Origin of the sequence: Peribacillus sp. Hz7, from assembly GCF_042136355.1 — a bacterium.
In the GTDB taxonomy this organism is placed as follows: Bacteria; Bacillota; Bacilli; order Bacillales; family DSM-1321; genus Peribacillus; species Peribacillus asahii_A.
This window is the reverse complement of the sequence record NZ_JBHHJV010000014.1, coordinates 81065-98989: the sequence shown is the minus strand read 5'-3', so window position 1 is coordinate 98989 and position 17925 is coordinate 81065. Positions and strand designations below refer to the sequence as shown.

Here is a 17925-nt window from a genome sequence, read left to right as displayed (position 1 = left end):
TTGTTTGGTGACGATAGCGAAGAGGTCACACCCGTTCCCATTCCGAACACGGAAGTTAAGCTCTTCAGCGCCGATGGTAGTTGGGGGTTTCCCCCTGTGAGAGTAGGACGTCGCCAAGCAAAACATACAAAAAAGATCAGCGATTTTCGCTGGTCTTTTTTGTATGTTGTTGATAAATGACTTATTTTGATTGATAAAATGAAATTTCCACTGATAAATATTCATTTAAATAACCTCTACCTTTTTTTATTTAATTGCTTCCATAGTCTTTTTCCTGCTAAGAAAACAGCTGAAACTGCCACAAAAAGGAGGAAAAATAGGATGAACCCTAAAAGCCCTATAATTGCATCTTGAAACTCCATATGTCCCCTATTTGTTAACGCTTGTTGGATTTCAATGGCGAAGACTAGAACAACCATAAACGTAAACGTATAAAGAAAAGAGAGAATCGTAATACCAAAACGCATTTTAGCTAGGATTCTTGATAATACAAGTACAAAAAGAAAAATCATGATTCCGATTATCCCCATAACCCAAAAGTGTAAATCTTTATCCGTCAAGTCGAGATTTAATGTATGATTGACGAATATTTGGATGAAATCATGAAGATTATTTACAATATCCACTAACATTTGAATAATTTCTTTCAATTATATTCCCCCTTAATTGTTTGATTATAGCAATTAGTGATATTCATTTGATAATTATAAGCACTTTACATATACTAAATACAATTTACATATAGGATAGAGTAAAATGGGGACAGGAAAGGAATGTGTTTTATGAGTCAGAAAAGCAAGGAGAAGTTTGAGGTACAAGAGGACGAGACAATTGATGCCTGTTTGGATCGTATGAAGGCAGCTGGATATTATCCAGTACGGCGTTGTGAGGAGCCGATATTTGAAGAGCAAATAAAGGACGGTAAGGTTCATTATGAGCCAATTAAAAGGAAAATTGTTTTTGAAGCAAAATTAATCCAGTAAAACACGAACATTAGTGGAATGGTAATAAAATATTATTCGATATTAGCTTGACATCAAAATGCTGTGACGGTAAGATGATGATAGTTAAATAATATTTAGGTATCTCATATAATCAAGGGAATAAGGCCCAAAAGTTTCTACCCAATGACCGTAAATCATTGGACTATGAGTAAAGTAGCTGACCACAGCTGAGACAGCTCAGTCTTTTTGTCTGTTTCAGAATATTGATTGTACTCGGACAGACTGCTTTCTCTTTGGAGAAAGTCTGTCCGTTTTTTATTTTCTAAAGATTTTGGAGGGGAATTTATGAAGCCAGTAGTCGGTGTCATAATGGGAAGTACTTCAGATTGGGAAACGATGAAACACGCATGTGATATATTAGAGCAACTTGAGATTCCTTACGAAAAACAAGTCGTTTCTGCACATCGGACACCGGATTTGCTATTTGAATATGCCGAAGGTGCTAAAGAAAAAGGCTTGAAGGTTATTATTGCAGGTGCAGGTGGAGCAGCTCATCTTCCAGGGATGACAGCAGCGAAGACGATTGTGCCGGTTATTGGTGTGCCTGTTCAATCGAAAGCGCTAAATGGCATGGATTCTTTGTTATCGATTGTTCAGATGCCAGGCGGTGTGCCAGTAGCTACAGTAGCGATCGGAAAGGCTGGAGCGACCAATGCTGGTTTACTTGCGGCTCAAATTCTTGGTACGACGGATGCAACTATTGCTGATAGATTAGAAGGTTTGCGAAACGAATCAAAGGAAAAGGTGTTAGCGAGCAGTGAACAGCTTAAATAATCGAGTAATTTTACCAGGGCAGACAATCGGAATTATTGGCGGCGGGCAACTTGGCAGAATGATGGCGTTGTCGGCTAAAGCATCAGGATTTAAAATTGCTGTGCTTGAACCAGCTGCAGATGGTCCATGTGCTCAAGTCGCTGATATTGAAATAAATGGGGCGTACGATGATATTGCCTCTTTGAAGAAGCTGGCGGATGTTAGTGATGTGATTACGTATGAATTTGAAAATATTAGCTTTGAAGCATTAGATTGGTTGAAGGATCATACGTATCTTCCACAAGGTTCACAATTGTTGAAGTTAACGCAAGATCGGTTAACGGAAAAGAAAGCCATTGCCGATGCAGGAGCAATGGTTGCTCCTTATCATGAAATTCAAACGATATCAGATATTCATCAATATATAGAAGAATTAGGCTATCCAAGTGTATTAAAAACGACACGCGGAGGATATGACGGAAAAGGACAGCTTGTTATTAGAGAAGAAGCTGATATTCCTCAAGCTGAACCATTATTAAAAAGTGGTGTGTGCGTGCTAGAAGCTTGGATTCCTTTTACGAAAGAGATTTCTGTCATTGTGACGCGAAATGCATCTGGTGATTGTCAACAGTTCCCCGCTGCTGAAAATATTCATGTGGACAATATTTTACATAAAAGTATTGTTCCAGCGCGCATTAGTGAAATGGCTGAGCAACGTGCGATTGAGCAAGCATCTAAGCTTGCTGAAGCATTTGAATTAGTAGGTACGCTAGCAGTGGAAATGTTTTTGACAGAAGATGATAATATTATTGTTAATGAATTAGCACCGCGACCACATAATTCTGGGCATTATACAATGGAGGCTTGTGAAACGTCGCAGTTTGAACAACATGTTCGTGCGGTTTGCAACTGGCCATTAGGCAATACAGAATTATTAAAGCCGGTAGTGATGGTTAATATTTTAGGTGAACACCTCAATCCACTCTTGCAGGAAATTCCAACGCGTAAGGATTGGAAAGTTCATTTGTATGGTAAAGCGGAAGCTAAGACCAAGCGAAAAATGGGGCATGTGAATATTTTGCGCCCAACGGTTGAGGAAGCTTTGCACGAAAGTAATCAGAGTGGGATATGGCAGTAATTAGTTGAAACGGAGGATGAAATAATGATTGAACGTTATACTCGCCCAGAAATGGGAGCAATTTGGACGGAAGAAAACCGCTTTAAGGCGTGGTTAGAAGTAGAAATTTTGGCGTGTGAAGCTTGGTCTGAACTTGGCGTTATTCCAAAAGAAGATGTGAAACTTCTTCGTGAAAATGCAACATTTGATATTGATCGCATTAATGAAATTGAAAAAGAAACTCGCCATGACGTGGTGGCATTTACACGTGCAGTATCGGAAACAGTTGGAGAAGAGCGTAAATGGGTTCATTATGGCTTAACGTCAACAGATGTTGTCGATACAGCTCTTTCTTATTTAATTAGACAAGCGAATGATATTTTATCAAAAGACTTAAATAATTTTGTTGAAATCTTAAAAAATAAAGCAAAAGAACATAAATATACTGTTATGATGGGGCGCACGCACGGTGTGCATGCTGAACCAACTACATTTGGCTTAAAGCTTGGTCTTTGGTATGAAGAAATGAAACGTAATGTAGAACGTTTTGAAGCAGCTAGAAAGACAATTGAGTTCGGGAAAATGTCTGGAGCTGTTGGAACATACGCAAATATCGATCCATTTGTTGAGCAGTATGTATGTGAGAAATTAGGCTTACAAGCAGCACCAATTTCTACACAAACGCTACAACGTGATCGTCATGCGCACTATATGAGTACATTAGCCCTTATTGCAACATCAATCGAAAAATTTGCAACAGAAGTTCGCGGATTACAAAAAAGTGAAACACGTGAAGTAGAAGAATTCTTCGCAAAAGGTCAAAAAGGATCTTCTGCTATGCCGCATAAACGTAATCCAATCGGTTCTGAAAATATGACAGGTATGGCACGTGTTATTCGTGGATACATGATGACAGCTTATGAAAATGTGTCATTATGGCATGAACGTGACATCTCTCATTCATCTGCAGAGCGCGTTATTTTACCAGATGCAACGATTGCTTTGAACTACATGTTAAATCGTTTTAGCAACATTGTTAAAAACTTAACAGTTTATCCGGAAAATATGAAACGCAATATGGACCGTACACTAGGTCTCATTTTCTCTCAGCGAGTACTGCTTGCTTTAATTGATAAAGGACTTGTTCGTGAAGAAGCTTACGATACTGTACAACCAAAAGCGATGCAAGCGTGGGAATTACAAGTTCCGTTCCGAAGCTTAATCGAAAAAGATGATAAAATTACGAGCTTATTGACAAAAGAAGAACTAGATGATTGTTTCGATCCAACATATCATCTGAAAAATGTCGATGTAATTTTTGATCGTTTAGGATTGTAAGAAACAAACAAGCGTTTAATCGAAATTGAATTAAACGCTTGTTATCACGAAAATACTTAATTGTATTATTCCCAATATTCAATATGGAGGACAGACAGATGGAGAAACGAGAATTGCTTTATGAAGGAAAAGCCAAACGAATTTATGCAACGGATAATAATGAGGTTGTATGGGTGGAGTTTAAAGACTCGGCAACAGCTTTTAATGGAGAAAAGAAATCAGAAATCGAAGGTAAAGGGGCTTTAAATAATCAAATTACAAGTTTATTATTTGCGAAGCTAAAGGAAGAAAATATTCCTTCTCACTTTATTGAAAAGATTTCTGAAAGAGAACAGCTTGTAAAAAAGGTTGAGATTATTCCGCTTGAAGTAGTCATCCGTAATACAGCTGCTGGTAGTTTTTCCAAACGCTTAGGTGTTGAAGAAGGTACACCATTAAAAAAACCGTTAGTGGAGTTTTATTATAAAGACGATTCACTTGGTGATCCTCTGTTAACTGAAGACCATATTGAAGAGCTAGAGATTGCAAGTCGTGAAGAAATTGCGATTTTAAAAGAAAAAGGATTAGAAGTAGATCGAGTTCTATCCGTATTTTTCGAAGAATTGGGAATAAAATTAATTGACTTTAAATTAGAGTTTGGGAAAACATCAGATGGCGCGATTTTATTGGCGGACGAAATTTCTCCAGATAATTGCCGCTTTTGGGATGCTAAAACAAACGAGAAAATGGATAAAGACGTATTCCGTCGAGATTTAGGGAATTTAACAGACGCATATAAGAAAATTTTAGCTAAGCTGGAGGGTATTCAACATGTATAAGGTTAAAGTATATATCACACTAAGAGAAAGCGTACTAGATCCTCAAGGAGCGGCTGTTCAACAATCGCTTCATACATTAACGTACAATGAAGTAAGCGATGTACGTATCGGGAAATACATCGAGCTAACAATTGATAAAACAGAACGTGATTTAGATCAATTGGTTAAAGAAATGTGTGAAAAGTTATTAGCGAATACGGTTATTGAAGACTATCGTTATGAAGTTGAGGAGGTTGTCGCTCAATGAAGTTTGCCGTAATTGTTTTCCCAGGCTCAAATTGTGATGTTGATATGTTCCATGCAATTAAAGATGCTCTTGGAGAAGAAGTAGAATATGTTTGGCATTCAGCCGACAATCTTGATGAATACGACGGCATTCTTCTACCAGGTGGTTTCTCGTATGGGGATTACTTGCGTTGTGGAGCGATTGCTCGTTTCTCTAACGTCATGGCGGAAGTAGTAAAGGCAGCAGAGGCTGGCAAACCAGTTCTTGGCGTTTGTAACGGATTCCAAATCTTACTTGAGGCAGGATTGCTTCCAGGTGCGATGCGTCGCAATGACGGTTTGAAATTCATTTGCCGTAATGTAGAACTTCAAGTAGCGAACAATGAAACAATGTTCACAACAAGCTACGAGGCGAATGAAACTATTACTGTGCCAATTGCACATGGTGAGGGAAATTACTACTGTGACGAAGCAACACTTGCTGAATTAAAAGAAAACAAACAAATCGTCTTTACGTATGCGGGTACAAACCCGAACGGAAGTCTTGAAGATATTGCAGGTATTACGAATAAACAAGGGAATGTACTTGGCATGATGCCACACCCTGAACGTGCCGTTGATGAGTTGCTTGGCAGCACAGACGGCTTAAAGATTTTTCAATCCATCGTAAAAAACTGGAGGGAAACACATGTTGTTACAGCTTGAACCAAATCCGGAGATGATTAAATCCGAACGCATCTACGCAGAAATGGGACTTTCCGATTCGGAATTTGCCATGGTGGAGAAAATCTTAGGCAGACTGCCAAACTACACGGAAACAGGATTGTTTTCAGTTATGTGGTCAGAGCATTGTTCTTATAAAAACTCCAAGCCTATTTTAAAGAAGTTCCCAATTACAGGGGAAAAAGTGCTTCAAGGACCTGGTGAAGGTGCAGGAATCGTTGATATCGGCGATAACCAAGCAGTTGTTTTCAAAATTGAAAGCCACAATCACCCATCAGCTATTGAACCATATCAAGGAGCTGCAACAGGAGTTGGCGGAATCATTCGTGACGTTTTCTCAATGGGTGCACGTCCAATTGCGATGCTAAACTCATTACGTTTCGGTGAATTAGATAATGACCGTGTAAAATATTTATTCAAAGAAGTAGTAGCTGGAATTGCAGGCTATGGAAACTGTATCGGAATTCCGACAGTCGGCGGTGAAGTTCAATTTGATCCATCATATGAAGGAAATCCGCTTGTTAATGCAATGTGTGTGGGCTTAATTAACCATGAAGATATTAAAAAAGGTCAAGCACACGGCGTTGGTAATACGGTTATGTATGTAGGAGCGAAAACAGGTCGTGACGGTATTCACGGTGCTACATTTGCTTCTGAAGAACTTTCAGAGGATTCAGATGAGAAGCGTCCAGCGGTTCAGGTTGGGGACCCATTCATGGAGAAACTACTTCTTGAAGCATGTCTTGAATTGATTCAATCAGATGCCTTAGTTGGAATTCAAGATATGGGTGCAGCGGGCTTAACAAGTTCATCTGCTGAAATGGCAAGTAAAGCAGGTTCTGGGATTACGATGAATCTTGATCTTGTTCCACAACGTGAAACAGGCATGACAGCATACGAAATGATGCTTTCTGAATCACAAGAACGTATGTTAATTGTTGTGAAAAAAGGTCGCGAACAAGAAATCGTCGATCTATTTACGAAATATGATTTAGAAGCGGTATCTGTTGGGGAAGTAACAGATGATAAAAACTTAACGCTATATCACCAAGGCCAAATTGTTGCACAAGTACCAGTTGATGCATTAGCCGAAGATGCACCAGTTTATCATAAACCATCAAGCGAACCGCAACGATTCCGTGACTTCCAAGCGATGGAACCAAAAGTACCAGCTGTTACGGATTATAAAGAAACGTTACTTGCTCTTTTACAACAACCAACGATTGCAAGCAAAGAGTGGGTATATGATCAATATGATTATATGGTTCGTACAAATACAGTTATTGCACCAGGTTCTGACGCAGCAGTTGTACGTGTACGCGGCACAAATAAAGCATTAGCGATGACAACAGATTGTAACTCTCGCTATTTATACTTAGATCCGGAAACAGGTGGGAAAATTGCGGTAGCGGAAGCAGCGCGTAACATTATTTGTTCTGGTGCTGAGCCACTTGCAATTACAGACTGCTTAAACTTTGGTAATCCAGAGAAACCAGAAATTTTCTGGCAATTAGAAAAAGCAGCAGACGGCATGAGCGATGCTTGCCGTACATTAAGCACGCCTGTTATCGGCGGAAACGTTTCATTATATAACGAAACAAACGGTGAAGCTGTGTACCCAACTCCAGTTGTTGGGATGGTTGGTCTTGTGAAAGATGTAAAACATATTACTACACAGTCTTTCAAAAATGAAGGTGACTTCATCTATGTAGTAGGCGAAGCGAAGCCTGAATTTGGAGGAAGTGAGCTTCAAAAATTGACTGAAGGTGAAATTTTCGGTCGCGCACCAGAAATCGATTTAGACGTAGAACAAGCACGCCAGCAACAAATTTTAGCAGCTATTCAAGCAGGACTAATCAAGTCAGCTCATGATGTTGCTGAAGGTGGTTTGGCTGTAGCTCTTTCTGAATCATTATTTGGTGAAAAAGAGCTTGGTGCATCAGTTACTGTGACTGGTGAAGCAGTAGCAGCTCTTTTCAGTGAAACACAATCACGTTTCTTAATATCTGTAAGTCCTGAAAACCAAGCTGCATTTGAAGCAGCTGTGAAAGATGCAGTACAAATCGGTACGGTAACAAATGATGCAACATTACGTATTTCTGCAAAAGAAACAACGCTAGTAGAAGCGAATGTACAAGAATTACAAACAGCTTGGAAAGGAGCTATCCCATGCTTGCTGAAATAAAAGGCTTAAACGAAGAGTGTGGTGTTGTCGGGATTTGGGGACATCCAGATGCAGCTCAATTAGCTTATTACGGGCTTCATAGCTTGCAGCATCGTGGTCAAGAGGGAGCAGGAATCGTCACAACAGACGGTTCTACGCTTTCGATTTCAAAAGGCGAGGGACTTGTTACAGAAATTTTTACAGCGGAGAAAATGAAAGAACTATCTGGCTCTGGTAAAGCGGCAATTGGTCATGTGCGGTATGCAACAGCAGGCGGCGGCGGTTATCAGAATGTCCAACCGTTTTTGTTCCAGTCGATTACAGGCGGATTAGCACTTGCTCATAACGGAAACTTAGTTAATGCAACCCAATTGAAAGCCCAGTTAGAGGGTCAAGGCAGTATCTTTCAAACAACTTCCGATACAGAAGTATTAGCACATTTAATTAAGCGCTCAGGTTTTCCGACTTTGAAGGAATCAGTAAAAAATAGCTTAAGTTTAATAAAAGGTGCCTATGCATTCATTATTTTAACGGAAACAGAAATGATTTTAGCTTTGGATCCGCACGGTCTTCGTCCGCTTTCACTTGGAAAAATTGGCGATGCGTATATTGCAGCTTCTGAAACATGTGCGCTTGATATTGTCGGAGCTGAATTTGTTCGCGATATTGAGCCTGGAGAGCTTGTTGTGATTAATGATGAAGGAATTACATCAGAATTTTTCTCCAAGTCTAGTCAACGTGCGATGTGTGCAATGGAGTATGTATATTTCTCTCGTCCTGATAGTAATATTGATGGAATTAATGTTCATACAGCTCGAAAAAATCTTGGTAAACAGTTAGCAAAAGAAGCAAAAATCGAGGCGGATGTTGTGACTGGTGTACCGGATTCAAGTATTTCAGCAGCGATTGGATATGCTGAGGAAACGGGCATTCCATACGAAATGGGCTTAATTAAAAACCGCTATGTCGGTCGAACATTTATTCAACCTTCTCAGTCTCTTCGTGAACAAGGGGTAAAGATGAAACTTTCTCCTGTTCGTGGAGTAGTAGAAGGGAAACGTGTTGTTATGGTTGATGACTCAATTGTACGTGGGACAACAAGTCGTCGTATTGTAAACATGTTGAAGGATGCAGGTGCGAAAGAAGTGCATGTAGTTATTAGTTCACCACCGATTAAGAATCCTTGCTTCTATGGAATTGATACATCGACAACGTCAGAATTGATTGCTAGTTCTAAATCAATTGAAGAAATTCGTGAGCTAATTGGTGCGGATTCTTTAACGTTTTTAAGCGTGGAAGGAATGGTCGAAGCAATTGGTCGTCCATTCGCTGGAGAGACACGTGGTTCTTGTCTTGCCTGTTTCACAGGGAACTATCCAACAGAGGTTTATGATTACGAGCTTGAAACAGTTAAATGCTAACATCTATTAGGTCCCGGTTAGAGGGGCCTAATAAGTAAAGCTTTACTTTAGATAATTTTTAACTAGTACCAACATTTAGCTCTAGGCGCCTTCGGCTTGAGGTCATAAGCTGATAGCCAGGCGTCTTACGCTTTTCTAATAATTAGGAGGTTTCTTGATGGCTAACGCATATAAGCAAGCTGGTGTGGATATCGAAGCTGGCTATGAGGCAGTAAATCGGATGAAAAAACATGTAGCACGCACGATGCGCCCTGAAGTAATGAACGGTCTGGGCGGTTTTGGGGGCATGTTTGATTTATCTTCTTTAGGATTAAAAGAGCCTGTTCTTGTTTCAGGTACGGATGGAGTCGGCACGAAATTATTACTTGCTTTCATGATGGACAAGCACGATACAATCGGAATTGATGCTGTAGCGATGTGTGTCAATGATGTAGTGGTACAAGGTGCTGCTCCTCTTTACTTCCTTGACTATATCGCTTGTGGAAAAGCAGATCCTGCTCGTATTGAAATGATTGTTAAAGGTGTAGCAGAAGGTTGCGAGCAAGCTGGTTGTGCATTAATTGGCGGCGAAACAGCAGAAATGCCAGGTATGTATGAGATTGAAGAGTATGATGTAGCAGGCTTTACAGTAGGTGCTTGTGAAAAATCACGTTTAATAACAGGAGAAAATATTGCAGAGGGCGATGTGTTAATCGGACTTGCTTCAAGCGGTATTCATAGTAATGGCTATTCTCTTGTACGTAAAGTTCTTCTTGAAGATGCCGGAATGAAGTTACAAGATTTTGTTCCAGAGTTTGGTCGTACATTAGGTGAAGAATTATTAACACCAACAAAAATTTATGTTCGTTCCATCTTATCAACATTGGAAAAATACGAATTAAAAGGACTTGCTCATATTACTGGCGGCGGTTTTATCGAGAATATTCCACGTATGCTTCCAGAAGGAACAGGCGTTGACATTCAACTAGGAAGCTGGACTATTCCAACTGTGTTCAATTACCTTGAAGAAAAAGGGCAATTACAACAACAAGAAATGTTTAATATTTTTAACATGGGAATCGGTATGGTTGCTGTCGTGAAAAAAGAAGAAGCAGAACAAGTACTTGCTCATTTTGAACAATGTGGAGAAACAGCTTCTATTATTGGGACAGTTGTTGCTGGTGAAGGAGTGTCCTTCAGCTGATGAAAAAAATTGCGGTTTTTGCATCAGGGAATGGATCGAACTTTCAATCCGTTATAGACGCCATTAAAGCAGGGAAACTTGCAGCTGAAATTGGCCTCGTTGTCTGTGATAAAGAGGAAGCTTTTGTGCTTAAGCGCGCAAAGGCGGAAAAGGTAGAAGCATTTAGCTTTTCACCGAAAAATTATCCGAGCAAAGAGGCCTTTGAAATGAAAATTTTAGAGAAATTGCGTGAGCGGGATATTGACTTTATTGTTCTAGCAGGCTATATGCGTTTAATTGGTCCAACTCTTCTACAGGCATATTCACATCGAATGGTTAATATTCATCCATCTCTTTTGCCTGCTTTTCCAGGTAAGGATGCGATTGGACAAGCATTTCAAGCTCGCGTGAAATTAACCGGAGTGACCATTCATTATGTCGATGAAGGAATGGACACAGGGCCAATCATTGCCCAAAGAGCTGTACCAGTACTTGCTGATGACACAAGAGAAACGTTGCAAACACGGATACAAGAAACGGAACATGAGATGTATCCTGCTGTTTTAGCGGAACTATTTCAAAAATAATGCTACATATGGAGGGACAAACACAAATGACAAAGCGTGCTTTAATTAGTGTATCGGATAAAACAGGGGTTGTAGAGTTCGCAAAAGGGTTAAAAGAAGCTGGTTTTGACATTATCTCAACAGGTGGTACAAGTAAAACACTTCAAGAAAACGGAATTGAAGTAATCGGAATTAGTGAAGTAACGGGATTCCCAGAAATTTTAGATGGTCGTGTTAAAACTCTACATCCGAATGTTCACGGAGCAGTATTAGCGAAGCACGGTGATGCCGATCATGCAGCTCAATTAAAAGAGCATAATATTGAGCCTATTCAATTAGTATGTGTAAACTTATATCCTTTCCAAGCAACAATTGCTAAACCAGACGTAACAGTAGAAGATGCGATTGAAAACATCGATATCGGTGGACCGACAATGCTTCGTTCTTCTGCTAAAAACCATGAGTATGTAACAGTTGTTGTAGATTCAGCAGATTACGATACCGTTTTAGCAGAATTAAAAGAGAATGGTGCAGTATCAAAAGCAACGAATCGTCGTTTGGCAGCAAAAGTGTTCCGTCATACAGCAGCATATGATGCAGTTATTTCTGAATATATGACAGAGCTTGCTGGAGAAGAAAATCCAGAATCGTTAACGGTTACTTATGAGTTAAAGCAATCTTTACGTTATGGTGAAAACCCACACCAAAAAGCAGCTTTTTATAAAAAGCCACTTGGTTCTGTTTTCTCTATTGCGGAGGCAAAACAATTGCACGGTAAAGAACTTTCTTATAACAACATTAATGATGCAGATGCTGCATTGCAAATTGTTCAAGAATTCACGGAGCCAGCGGCAGTAGCGGTGAAACATATGAACCCATGTGGTGTAGGAACTGGTGAAACTATTCTTGAAGCATATGAAAAAGCATATGAAGCTGACTCAACTTCTATTTTTGGCGGCATTATCGCGTTAAACCGTGAAGTAGATAAAGCAACAGCAGAAAAACTTCATGAAATCTTCTTAGAAATTATTATTGCGCCAAGCTTCTCTGATGAGGCGATTGAAGTATTAACAAGCAAGAAAAATATTCGTTTGTTAACGGTGGATTTTGAAGCAGCGAAAAAACCAGAACGTAAACTTACTTCTATCGAAGGCGGCGTGCTAGTTCAAGACCGTGATGCGTACAGCTTGAAGGATGCAGATGTGAAAGTTGTCACAAAACGCGAACCAACAGCTGAAGAGTGGAAAGCACTTGAACTTGGTTGGAAAGTTGTAAAACATGTGAAATCAAATGCTATCGTTGTAACAGACGATCAAATGACTCTTGGTGTTGGTGCTGGTCAAATGAACCGTGTTGGTGCAGCAAAAATTGCTTTAGAGCAAGCAGGAGAAAAAGCAAAAGGAAGCGCACTTGCTTCAGATGCATTCTTCCCAATGGATGATACAGTAGAAGCAGCAGCACAAGCTGGTGTAACAGCTATTATCCAAACAGGCGGATCAATCAGAGATGAAGATTCTATTAAAAAAGCAGATGAGTATGGCATTGCGATGGTATTCACAGGAGTTCGTCACTTTAAACATTAATAAATAAGGAGGTTTGTTTATGAATGTATTAGTTATTGGTCGAGGCGGTCGTGAACATGCGATTGCTCGCAAACTTTCTGAAAGTAAGTCTGTAGAAACAGTGTTTGTTGCACCAGGTAACCCAGGTATGACAGACGTAGCAGAGCTTGTTGCGATTGACGAAACAAATCATGCAGAACTTGTTGCATTTGCAAAAGAGCAAAACATCGGACTAACATTTATTGGTCCTGAGATTCCATTATTAAATGGATTAGCAGATGATTTTACAGAAGCAGGTTTAACTGTATATGGTCCGAACAGCAAAGCGGCGGTCATTGAAGGTAGTAAATCATTTGCCAAAGATTTAATGAAAAAATATGACATTCCAACAGCATTTTACGAAACGTTTACCGATTATGAAAGTGCGAAAGCATATATTGAAAAAGTCGGTGCACCAATCGTAATTAAAGCGGACGGCTTAGCAGCTGGTAAAGGTGTTGTCGTAGCGATGACTCTTGAGGAAGCATTAGAAGCAGTTCATGATATGCTTGTTGATGCAAAATTTGGTGAAGCAAGTGCAAAAGTTGTAGTGGAGGAATTTTTGGACGGTGAAGAATTCTCATTAATGGCTTTTGTAAATGATACAAAAGTGTACCCAATGGTAATCGCTCAAGACCATAAACGTGTGTTTGATGGAGATAAAGGTCCAAACACAGGTGGGATGGGTGCGTATTCTCCTGTGCCGCAAATTTCTGATGAAGTAGTAGCAAAAGCAGTTGAAACGATTCTTCAGCCAACAGTGAATGCGATGGTAGCTGAAGGACGCAGCTTTACAGGTATTTTGTATGCAGGACTTATTCATACGGCAAAAGGTACAAAGGTTATTGAATTCAATGCGCGTTTCGGAGATCCAGAAACACAAGTGGTGCTTCCGCGTTTGAAAACGGATTTCGTAGAAGTATTACAAGCTGTATTAGCTGGTGAAGATATTGCGATTGAATGGCATGAGGAAGCAGTCCTTGGAGTTGTTGTTGCAGCAGAAGGCTATCCTGGTGATGTAAAGAAAGGATCAGTTATTACCGGTCTGGACAAAATTAGTAATAACGCCCATGTGTATCATGCTGGAACAGCGAAAAATAGCGATGGCCAATTTGTTTCGAATGGTGGTCGTGTATTGCTTGTAGCAGCAAAAGGTAAGGACTTATTATCTGCTCAACAAGAAGTATATCAACAAGTTGAGAACATCTCAAAAGATGGCCTATTTTGGCGCAACGATATCGGATATCGTGCGATTGGTATCAAAGCATAATCCATATAAACAGAAAAACGAGCATCGAATGATGATGCTCGTTTTTTGCATGATTTAATGTGAGGCTTCATTGTGATGATTCGATTGCTCATCTTTTTCAGTAATATCCTCTGGAAGAAAGTTTTTTATAGCATCTGCTACTTGAGAGTCTTTTGGCTCAGATGAGTCAACAGAGTCTCTTTGCTGCATTAAGTCGACGATTGGACAATAGCGAAGAATCCCTTCCCCAATTTTCATGCCAGCCATCATGGCAACGAATAAATATGATTCTTTCCATGGTTTTTTTACCATTTTAGCGATTGCCCAAGCTAATACTGTAAAACCGCAAGTAATACGTAATAAAGAGTTAAGGATACTGATATTCCGTTGAAACTTCATTTTGCCATCTTCCCTTCATAAAAATTTAACAGTAATAGAAGATAAGTTTACTGTGTTTAGCTAAATAAATGTGATACTATAAACATACAATTAATCGGATGTTACCACACTTTGTTTCAGATACTTTATGGGGGGATGTTCATGTTAGAACAACGCTATAGGTGGAAAAATAAACATCTGCGGGAGCATATTGAAGTACTGGATGGTCAGCGTGCACCACATCTTTTATTAACAAATGCTACGTATTTAAATCAAACAATGCGGCAATGGATTACAGCAAACATTTGGATTTACGATGACCGAATTGTCTATGTTGGAAATAACCTTCCTGAGATTACAGATGGTTGCGAAGTGGTAGATTGTACCGGAAAAGTTTTAGTACCGGGATATATTGAACCACATGCACATCCATTTCAGTTATATAATCCCCATTCTTTTAGCCACTATACATCATCTTTTGGAACGACAACACTTATCAATGACAACTTGCTATTGCTCCTTCAATTGAATAAAAAGAAAGCGTTTTCTTTTCTGAGGGAACTTCGAAATATCCCAACATCAATGTATTGGTGGATGCGCTTTGACTCCCAAACAGAATTAAATGAGGAGGAGAGCTTTATTTCTCATAGCGCTGTAAAGTCTTGGCTTGAGCATGATGCTGTTCTTCAAGGGGGAGAGTTAACAGGGTGGCCGCGATTGTTAGCGGGGGATGACATGATGCTTCACTGGATTCAAGAAGCAAAACGAATGCGCAAAAAAATTGAAGGGCATTTTCCAGGAGCATCTGAGAAAACATTAGCGAAAATGATGCTGTTTGGGGTAGATAGTGATCATGAGGCGATGACGGGGGAAGAAGTGATGAATCGTCTGATGCAGGGCTATTCTGTATCTTTAAGATATTCATCGATTCGACCGGATTTACCTAAATTACTACAGGAAATTCATGAATTGGGTATTGATCAATATGATCATCTTTTTTTAACAACAGATGGTTCACCGCCTTCTTTTTATGAGCAGGGGTGTATGGATGTATTAATTAAACTAGCGATTGAGAATGGCGTTCCTATTATCGATGCTTATAATATGGCCACTTTGAATATTGCTCGCTATTATAATATTGATTATTTGCATGGCAATATTGCAACGGGGCGAGTAGCAAATATTAACTTTTTAACGGATGCTATGAACCCAGCACCTGTGTCTGTACTGGCGAAAGGAAAATGGGTGAAACGAGATGGTATTTCTATGGAGCTGGACCGACCAATTAGTTGGCAAGAGTTCGGTTTTGACCGACTTGAATTAGATTGGCAATTAGATCTTGCAGAGGACTTTGAATTTTCGATGCCATTTGGAATTGAAATGATGAATAATGTAATTACGAAGCCTTATTCAATTGCTTGTGATGTTGGAAACGAAGAATTGCCTTTTGATCATGATGAGTGCTTTTTTATGCTGATTGACCGAGAAGGGAAATGGAGAATTAATACAATTCTAAAAGGGTTCGCTAATAGACTATGTGGGTTTGCAGCGTCATACACTAGTACAGGCGACATTATTTTGATTGGGAAACGAAAAAAAGATATGCTTGCTGCTTTTAATCGTATGAAAGAACTAGGTGGTGGTATCGTTATTGCAGAATACGGAGAAATCATTGGTGAGCTGCCTCTTGTATTAAGAGGAGTAATGTCTGATAAATCTGTTCCTGAATTGATTCAAGAGGAAAATTGGATCAAACAATTATTAAGGGAAAGGGGCTATCGGTTTGCAGATCCGATTTATACGCTGCAATTTTTCTCGACGACTCATTTGCCTTATATTCGTGTTACGCAAAGAGGGCTTTATGATGTTATGAATAAAACTGTACTCTTTCCTACTATAATGCGTTAAAATATAAAAGAAACCAGGGGAGTGGGATGATGAAACGTAACATCGTGCTGTGTCTATTGGTTGCAGGGGTATTGATAACGGGTTGTTCAAAAAAGGAAGAAGTTCAGGAGCCGGTTCCAGTAGAAGAGGATGTACCAAAGGAAGAAGCTGAAGCTCCCAAATTCGTTCATACTTACCCATTAACTGGTGTCGGTACAAATGATTCGATCGATCAGCGCGCGGTTGCAGTGATGGTAAATAATCATACGAAAGCTCGTCCACAGTCCGGTCTTACCAAAGCGGATATTGTTTATGAAATGCTGGCGGAAGGCGAAGTTACACGATTATTAGCGGTATATCAAAGCGAAAAACCAGAACAAGTGGGCCCAATTCGTAGTGCACGCGACTATTATATAGAGCTTGCTAAAGGATTAGATTGTATTTATGTTTGTCATGGAAATAGTCCAGATGCTGAGAGTATGCTTAAACAAGGATATATCGATCATTTGAATGGTTTGTATTATGATGGTACGCTATTTAAGCGTTCGAGTGAACGAAAAGCTCCGCATAATTCTTATATTAGCTTTGAAAATATTGAAAAGGGAGCAATGGAAAAGGGGTATAATTTGACTGGTGCTCCAGCCTCTTTCGTTTTTTTAAATAAAGAAGAGATAAAAAGGTTAGAAGGAGATTCCGTAACAAAAGTTAGTATTAACTATGGATTTCCGGCCTATAATACGCAGTTTGAGTATGATGTACAACAAGGAAAATATAAAAGATATTCAAACGGTGAGCAAACAAAGGAGGCAACGACATCTGTTCCTGTACTTGTTGATAATGTCTTGATTATTGAGACAGCACATCGAGTAATAGATAAAGTTGGCCGCCGCGATATTGACCTGCAAAGTGGAGGAAAAGGCTATCTGCTTCAAAAAGGGAAAGTGAAGGAAGTAGAATGGATAAATAAAGACGGAAGAATCGTTCCAGTTTCAAATGGGGTAGATGTTGGCTTGATTCCAGGGAAAACGTGGGTTAACATTATACCGAACCAACCAGGGTTGACCCAAAACGTAACCTTGAATGCTGCTGGAAATTGAGGAGGAAGTATTATGCAAATCGATAAGATAAGAGGAAAGGAAACCGATCAGTTATTCAAAGCGATCCAGTCCTTACGTGATCTTGATGAATGCTATCGATTTTTCGATGATTTATGTACGGTAAATGAAATCCAATCCTTAGCGCAGCGACTTGAGGTAGCTCGTATGCTTGAAGAAGGGAAAACGTATCATAAAATCGAAACAGAAACGGGAGCTAGTACAGCGACGATTTCTCGTGTGAAACGTTGTTTAAATTATGGAAATGATGCGTACTCAATGGCGCTTAACCGTATTAAAGAGGAACCAACTGAATGATAATAAAAGGACTAGAAAAAGCCGAGGAATCGTTCCCGGCTTTTCTTTGAGTTCTAAAAAATCTTAGTGCTATAATGGTGTAATGGCAGAAGAGAATGGAGGATAAC

18 protein-coding genes, 1 rRNA gene and 1 riboswitch are annotated in these 17925 nt (G+C 39.6%); of the genes, 17 read left to right on the top strand and 2 right to left on the bottom strand.

Going from position 1 to position 17925, the window contains the following annotated elements; all coding sequences use genetic code 11:
• Positions 1-3: 3 nt before the first annotated feature.
• Positions 4-119, top strand: a 5S ribosomal RNA gene (gene rrf, locus ACE199_RS17035).
• A gap of 117 nt (positions 120-236) precedes the next feature.
• Here the strand turns inward: rrf and ACE199_RS17030 are convergent.
• Positions 237-650 (bottom strand): hypothetical protein, encoded by a 414-nt coding sequence (locus ACE199_RS17030; RefSeq protein ID WP_375350893.1) that lies wholly within the window; start codon positions 648-650, stop codon positions 237-239.
• Positions 651-782: 132 nt separating this feature from the next.
• Here ACE199_RS17030 and ACE199_RS17025 point away from each other — a divergent pair, with 132 nt between their 5' ends.
• The 13 genes from ACE199_RS17025 to purD all read left to right on the top strand — a co-directional run bounded on the left by ACE199_RS17025 (position 783) and on the right by purD (position 14162).
• Entirely contained in the window at positions 783-983 is a 201-nt protein-coding gene (locus ACE199_RS17025) for an NETI motif-containing protein (protein WP_375350892.1), read from the top strand.
• Between the two features lie 84 nt (positions 984-1067).
• Positions 1068-1169: riboswitch (purine riboswitch) on the top strand.
• Between the two features lie 120 nt (positions 1170-1289).
• The gene (gene purE / locus ACE199_RS17020; RefSeq protein WP_127758844.1) at positions 1290-1778 is read left to right on the top strand and encodes a 5-(carboxyamino)imidazole ribonucleotide mutase; all 489 of its coding nucleotides are present in this window, start codon (positions 1290-1292) and stop codon (positions 1776-1778) included.
• Positions 1762-2895, top strand: coding sequence for a 5-(carboxyamino)imidazole ribonucleotide synthase (purK, locus tag ACE199_RS17015; protein ID WP_375350891.1), 1134 nt, complete (start codon positions 1762-1764; stop codon positions 2893-2895). Before purE ends, purK begins: the two co-directional genes overlap by 17 nt.
• A gap of 24 nt (positions 2896-2919) precedes the next feature.
• Positions 2920-4212, top strand: a complete 1293-nt coding sequence (gene purB, locus ACE199_RS17010; RefSeq protein ID WP_375350890.1) for an adenylosuccinate lyase — start codon at positions 2920-2922, stop codon at positions 4210-4212.
• Positions 4213-4310: 98 nt separating this feature from the next.
• The gene (purC, locus tag ACE199_RS17005; RefSeq protein ID WP_375350889.1) at positions 4311-5030 is read left to right on the top strand and encodes a phosphoribosylaminoimidazolesuccinocarboxamide synthase; all 720 of its coding nucleotides are present in this window, start codon (positions 4311-4313) and stop codon (positions 5028-5030) included.
• Entirely contained in the window at positions 5023-5277 is a 255-nt protein-coding gene (purS, locus tag ACE199_RS17000) for a phosphoribosylformylglycinamidine synthase subunit PurS (RefSeq protein ID WP_119118621.1), read from the top strand. The genes purC and purS overlap by 8 nt, the downstream gene beginning before the upstream one ends.
• Positions 5274-5960, top strand: a complete 687-nt coding sequence (gene purQ, locus ACE199_RS16995; RefSeq protein WP_119118622.1) for a phosphoribosylformylglycinamidine synthase subunit PurQ — start codon at positions 5274-5276, stop codon at positions 5958-5960. Before purS ends, purQ begins: the two co-directional genes overlap by 4 nt.
• Positions 5944-8163 (top strand): phosphoribosylformylglycinamidine synthase subunit PurL, encoded by a 2220-nt coding sequence (purL, locus tag ACE199_RS16990; RefSeq protein WP_375350888.1) that lies wholly within the window; start codon positions 5944-5946, stop codon positions 8161-8163. The genes purQ and purL overlap by 17 nt, the downstream gene beginning before the upstream one ends.
• A complete protein-coding gene (gene purF, locus ACE199_RS16985) occupies positions 8148-9563 on the top strand; it encodes an amidophosphoribosyltransferase (RefSeq protein ID WP_375350887.1) in 1416 nt (471 codons plus the stop codon). The genes purL and purF overlap by 16 nt, the downstream gene beginning before the upstream one ends.
• Positions 9564-9720: 157 nt before the next feature.
• A complete protein-coding gene (gene purM, locus ACE199_RS16980; RefSeq protein WP_375350885.1) occupies positions 9721-10746 on the top strand; it encodes a phosphoribosylformylglycinamidine cyclo-ligase in 1026 nt (341 codons plus the stop codon).
• On the top strand, positions 10746-11312 hold the full coding sequence (gene purN, locus ACE199_RS16975; protein ID WP_375350883.1) for a phosphoribosylglycinamide formyltransferase: 567 nt from the start codon (positions 10746-10748) through the stop codon (positions 11310-11312). Before purM ends, purN begins: the two co-directional genes overlap by 1 nt.
• A 26-nt stretch (positions 11313-11338) precedes the next feature.
• A complete protein-coding gene (gene purH, locus ACE199_RS16970) occupies positions 11339-12874 on the top strand; it encodes a bifunctional phosphoribosylaminoimidazolecarboxamide formyltransferase/IMP cyclohydrolase (RefSeq protein ID WP_127758852.1) in 1536 nt (511 codons plus the stop codon).
• Positions 12875-12893: 19 nt separating this feature from the next.
• Positions 12894-14162 carry a phosphoribosylamine--glycine ligase gene (purD, locus tag ACE199_RS16965; RefSeq protein WP_375350881.1) on the top strand — a complete coding sequence of 423 codons (1269 nt, stop codon included), beginning with the start codon at positions 12894-12896 and terminating at the stop codon, positions 14160-14162.
• A 54-nt stretch (positions 14163-14216) separates the two neighbouring features.
• Here the strand turns inward: purD and ACE199_RS16960 are convergent, their stop codons facing one another.
• Positions 14217-14540, bottom strand: coding sequence for a YgaP family membrane protein (locus tag ACE199_RS16960; RefSeq protein ID WP_252292775.1), 324 nt, complete (start codon positions 14538-14540; stop codon positions 14217-14219).
• 141 nt (positions 14541-14681) lie between these two features.
• On the opposite strand from ACE199_RS16960, the gene ACE199_RS16955 reads away from it, so the two are divergent.
• From ACE199_RS16955 to ACE199_RS16945, 3 genes are read left to right on the top strand one after another with little or no spacing between them, the layout of a single operon-like run.
• Positions 14682-16427: an adenine deaminase C-terminal domain-containing protein gene (locus ACE199_RS16955; protein WP_375350878.1), complete on the top strand. Its 1746-nt coding sequence runs from the start codon at positions 14682-14684 to the stop codon at positions 16425-16427.
• 26 nt (positions 16428-16453) lie between these two features.
• Positions 16454-17503: a DUF3048 domain-containing protein gene (locus tag ACE199_RS16950; protein ID WP_375350876.1), complete on the top strand. Its 1050-nt coding sequence runs from the start codon at positions 16454-16456 to the stop codon at positions 17501-17503.
• 12 nt (positions 17504-17515) lie between these two features.
• Positions 17516-17818, top strand: a complete 303-nt coding sequence (locus ACE199_RS16945; protein ID WP_119118632.1) for a YerC/YecD family TrpR-related protein — start codon at positions 17516-17518, stop codon at positions 17816-17818.
• The last annotated feature ends 107 nt before the right edge of the window (positions 17819-17925 follow it).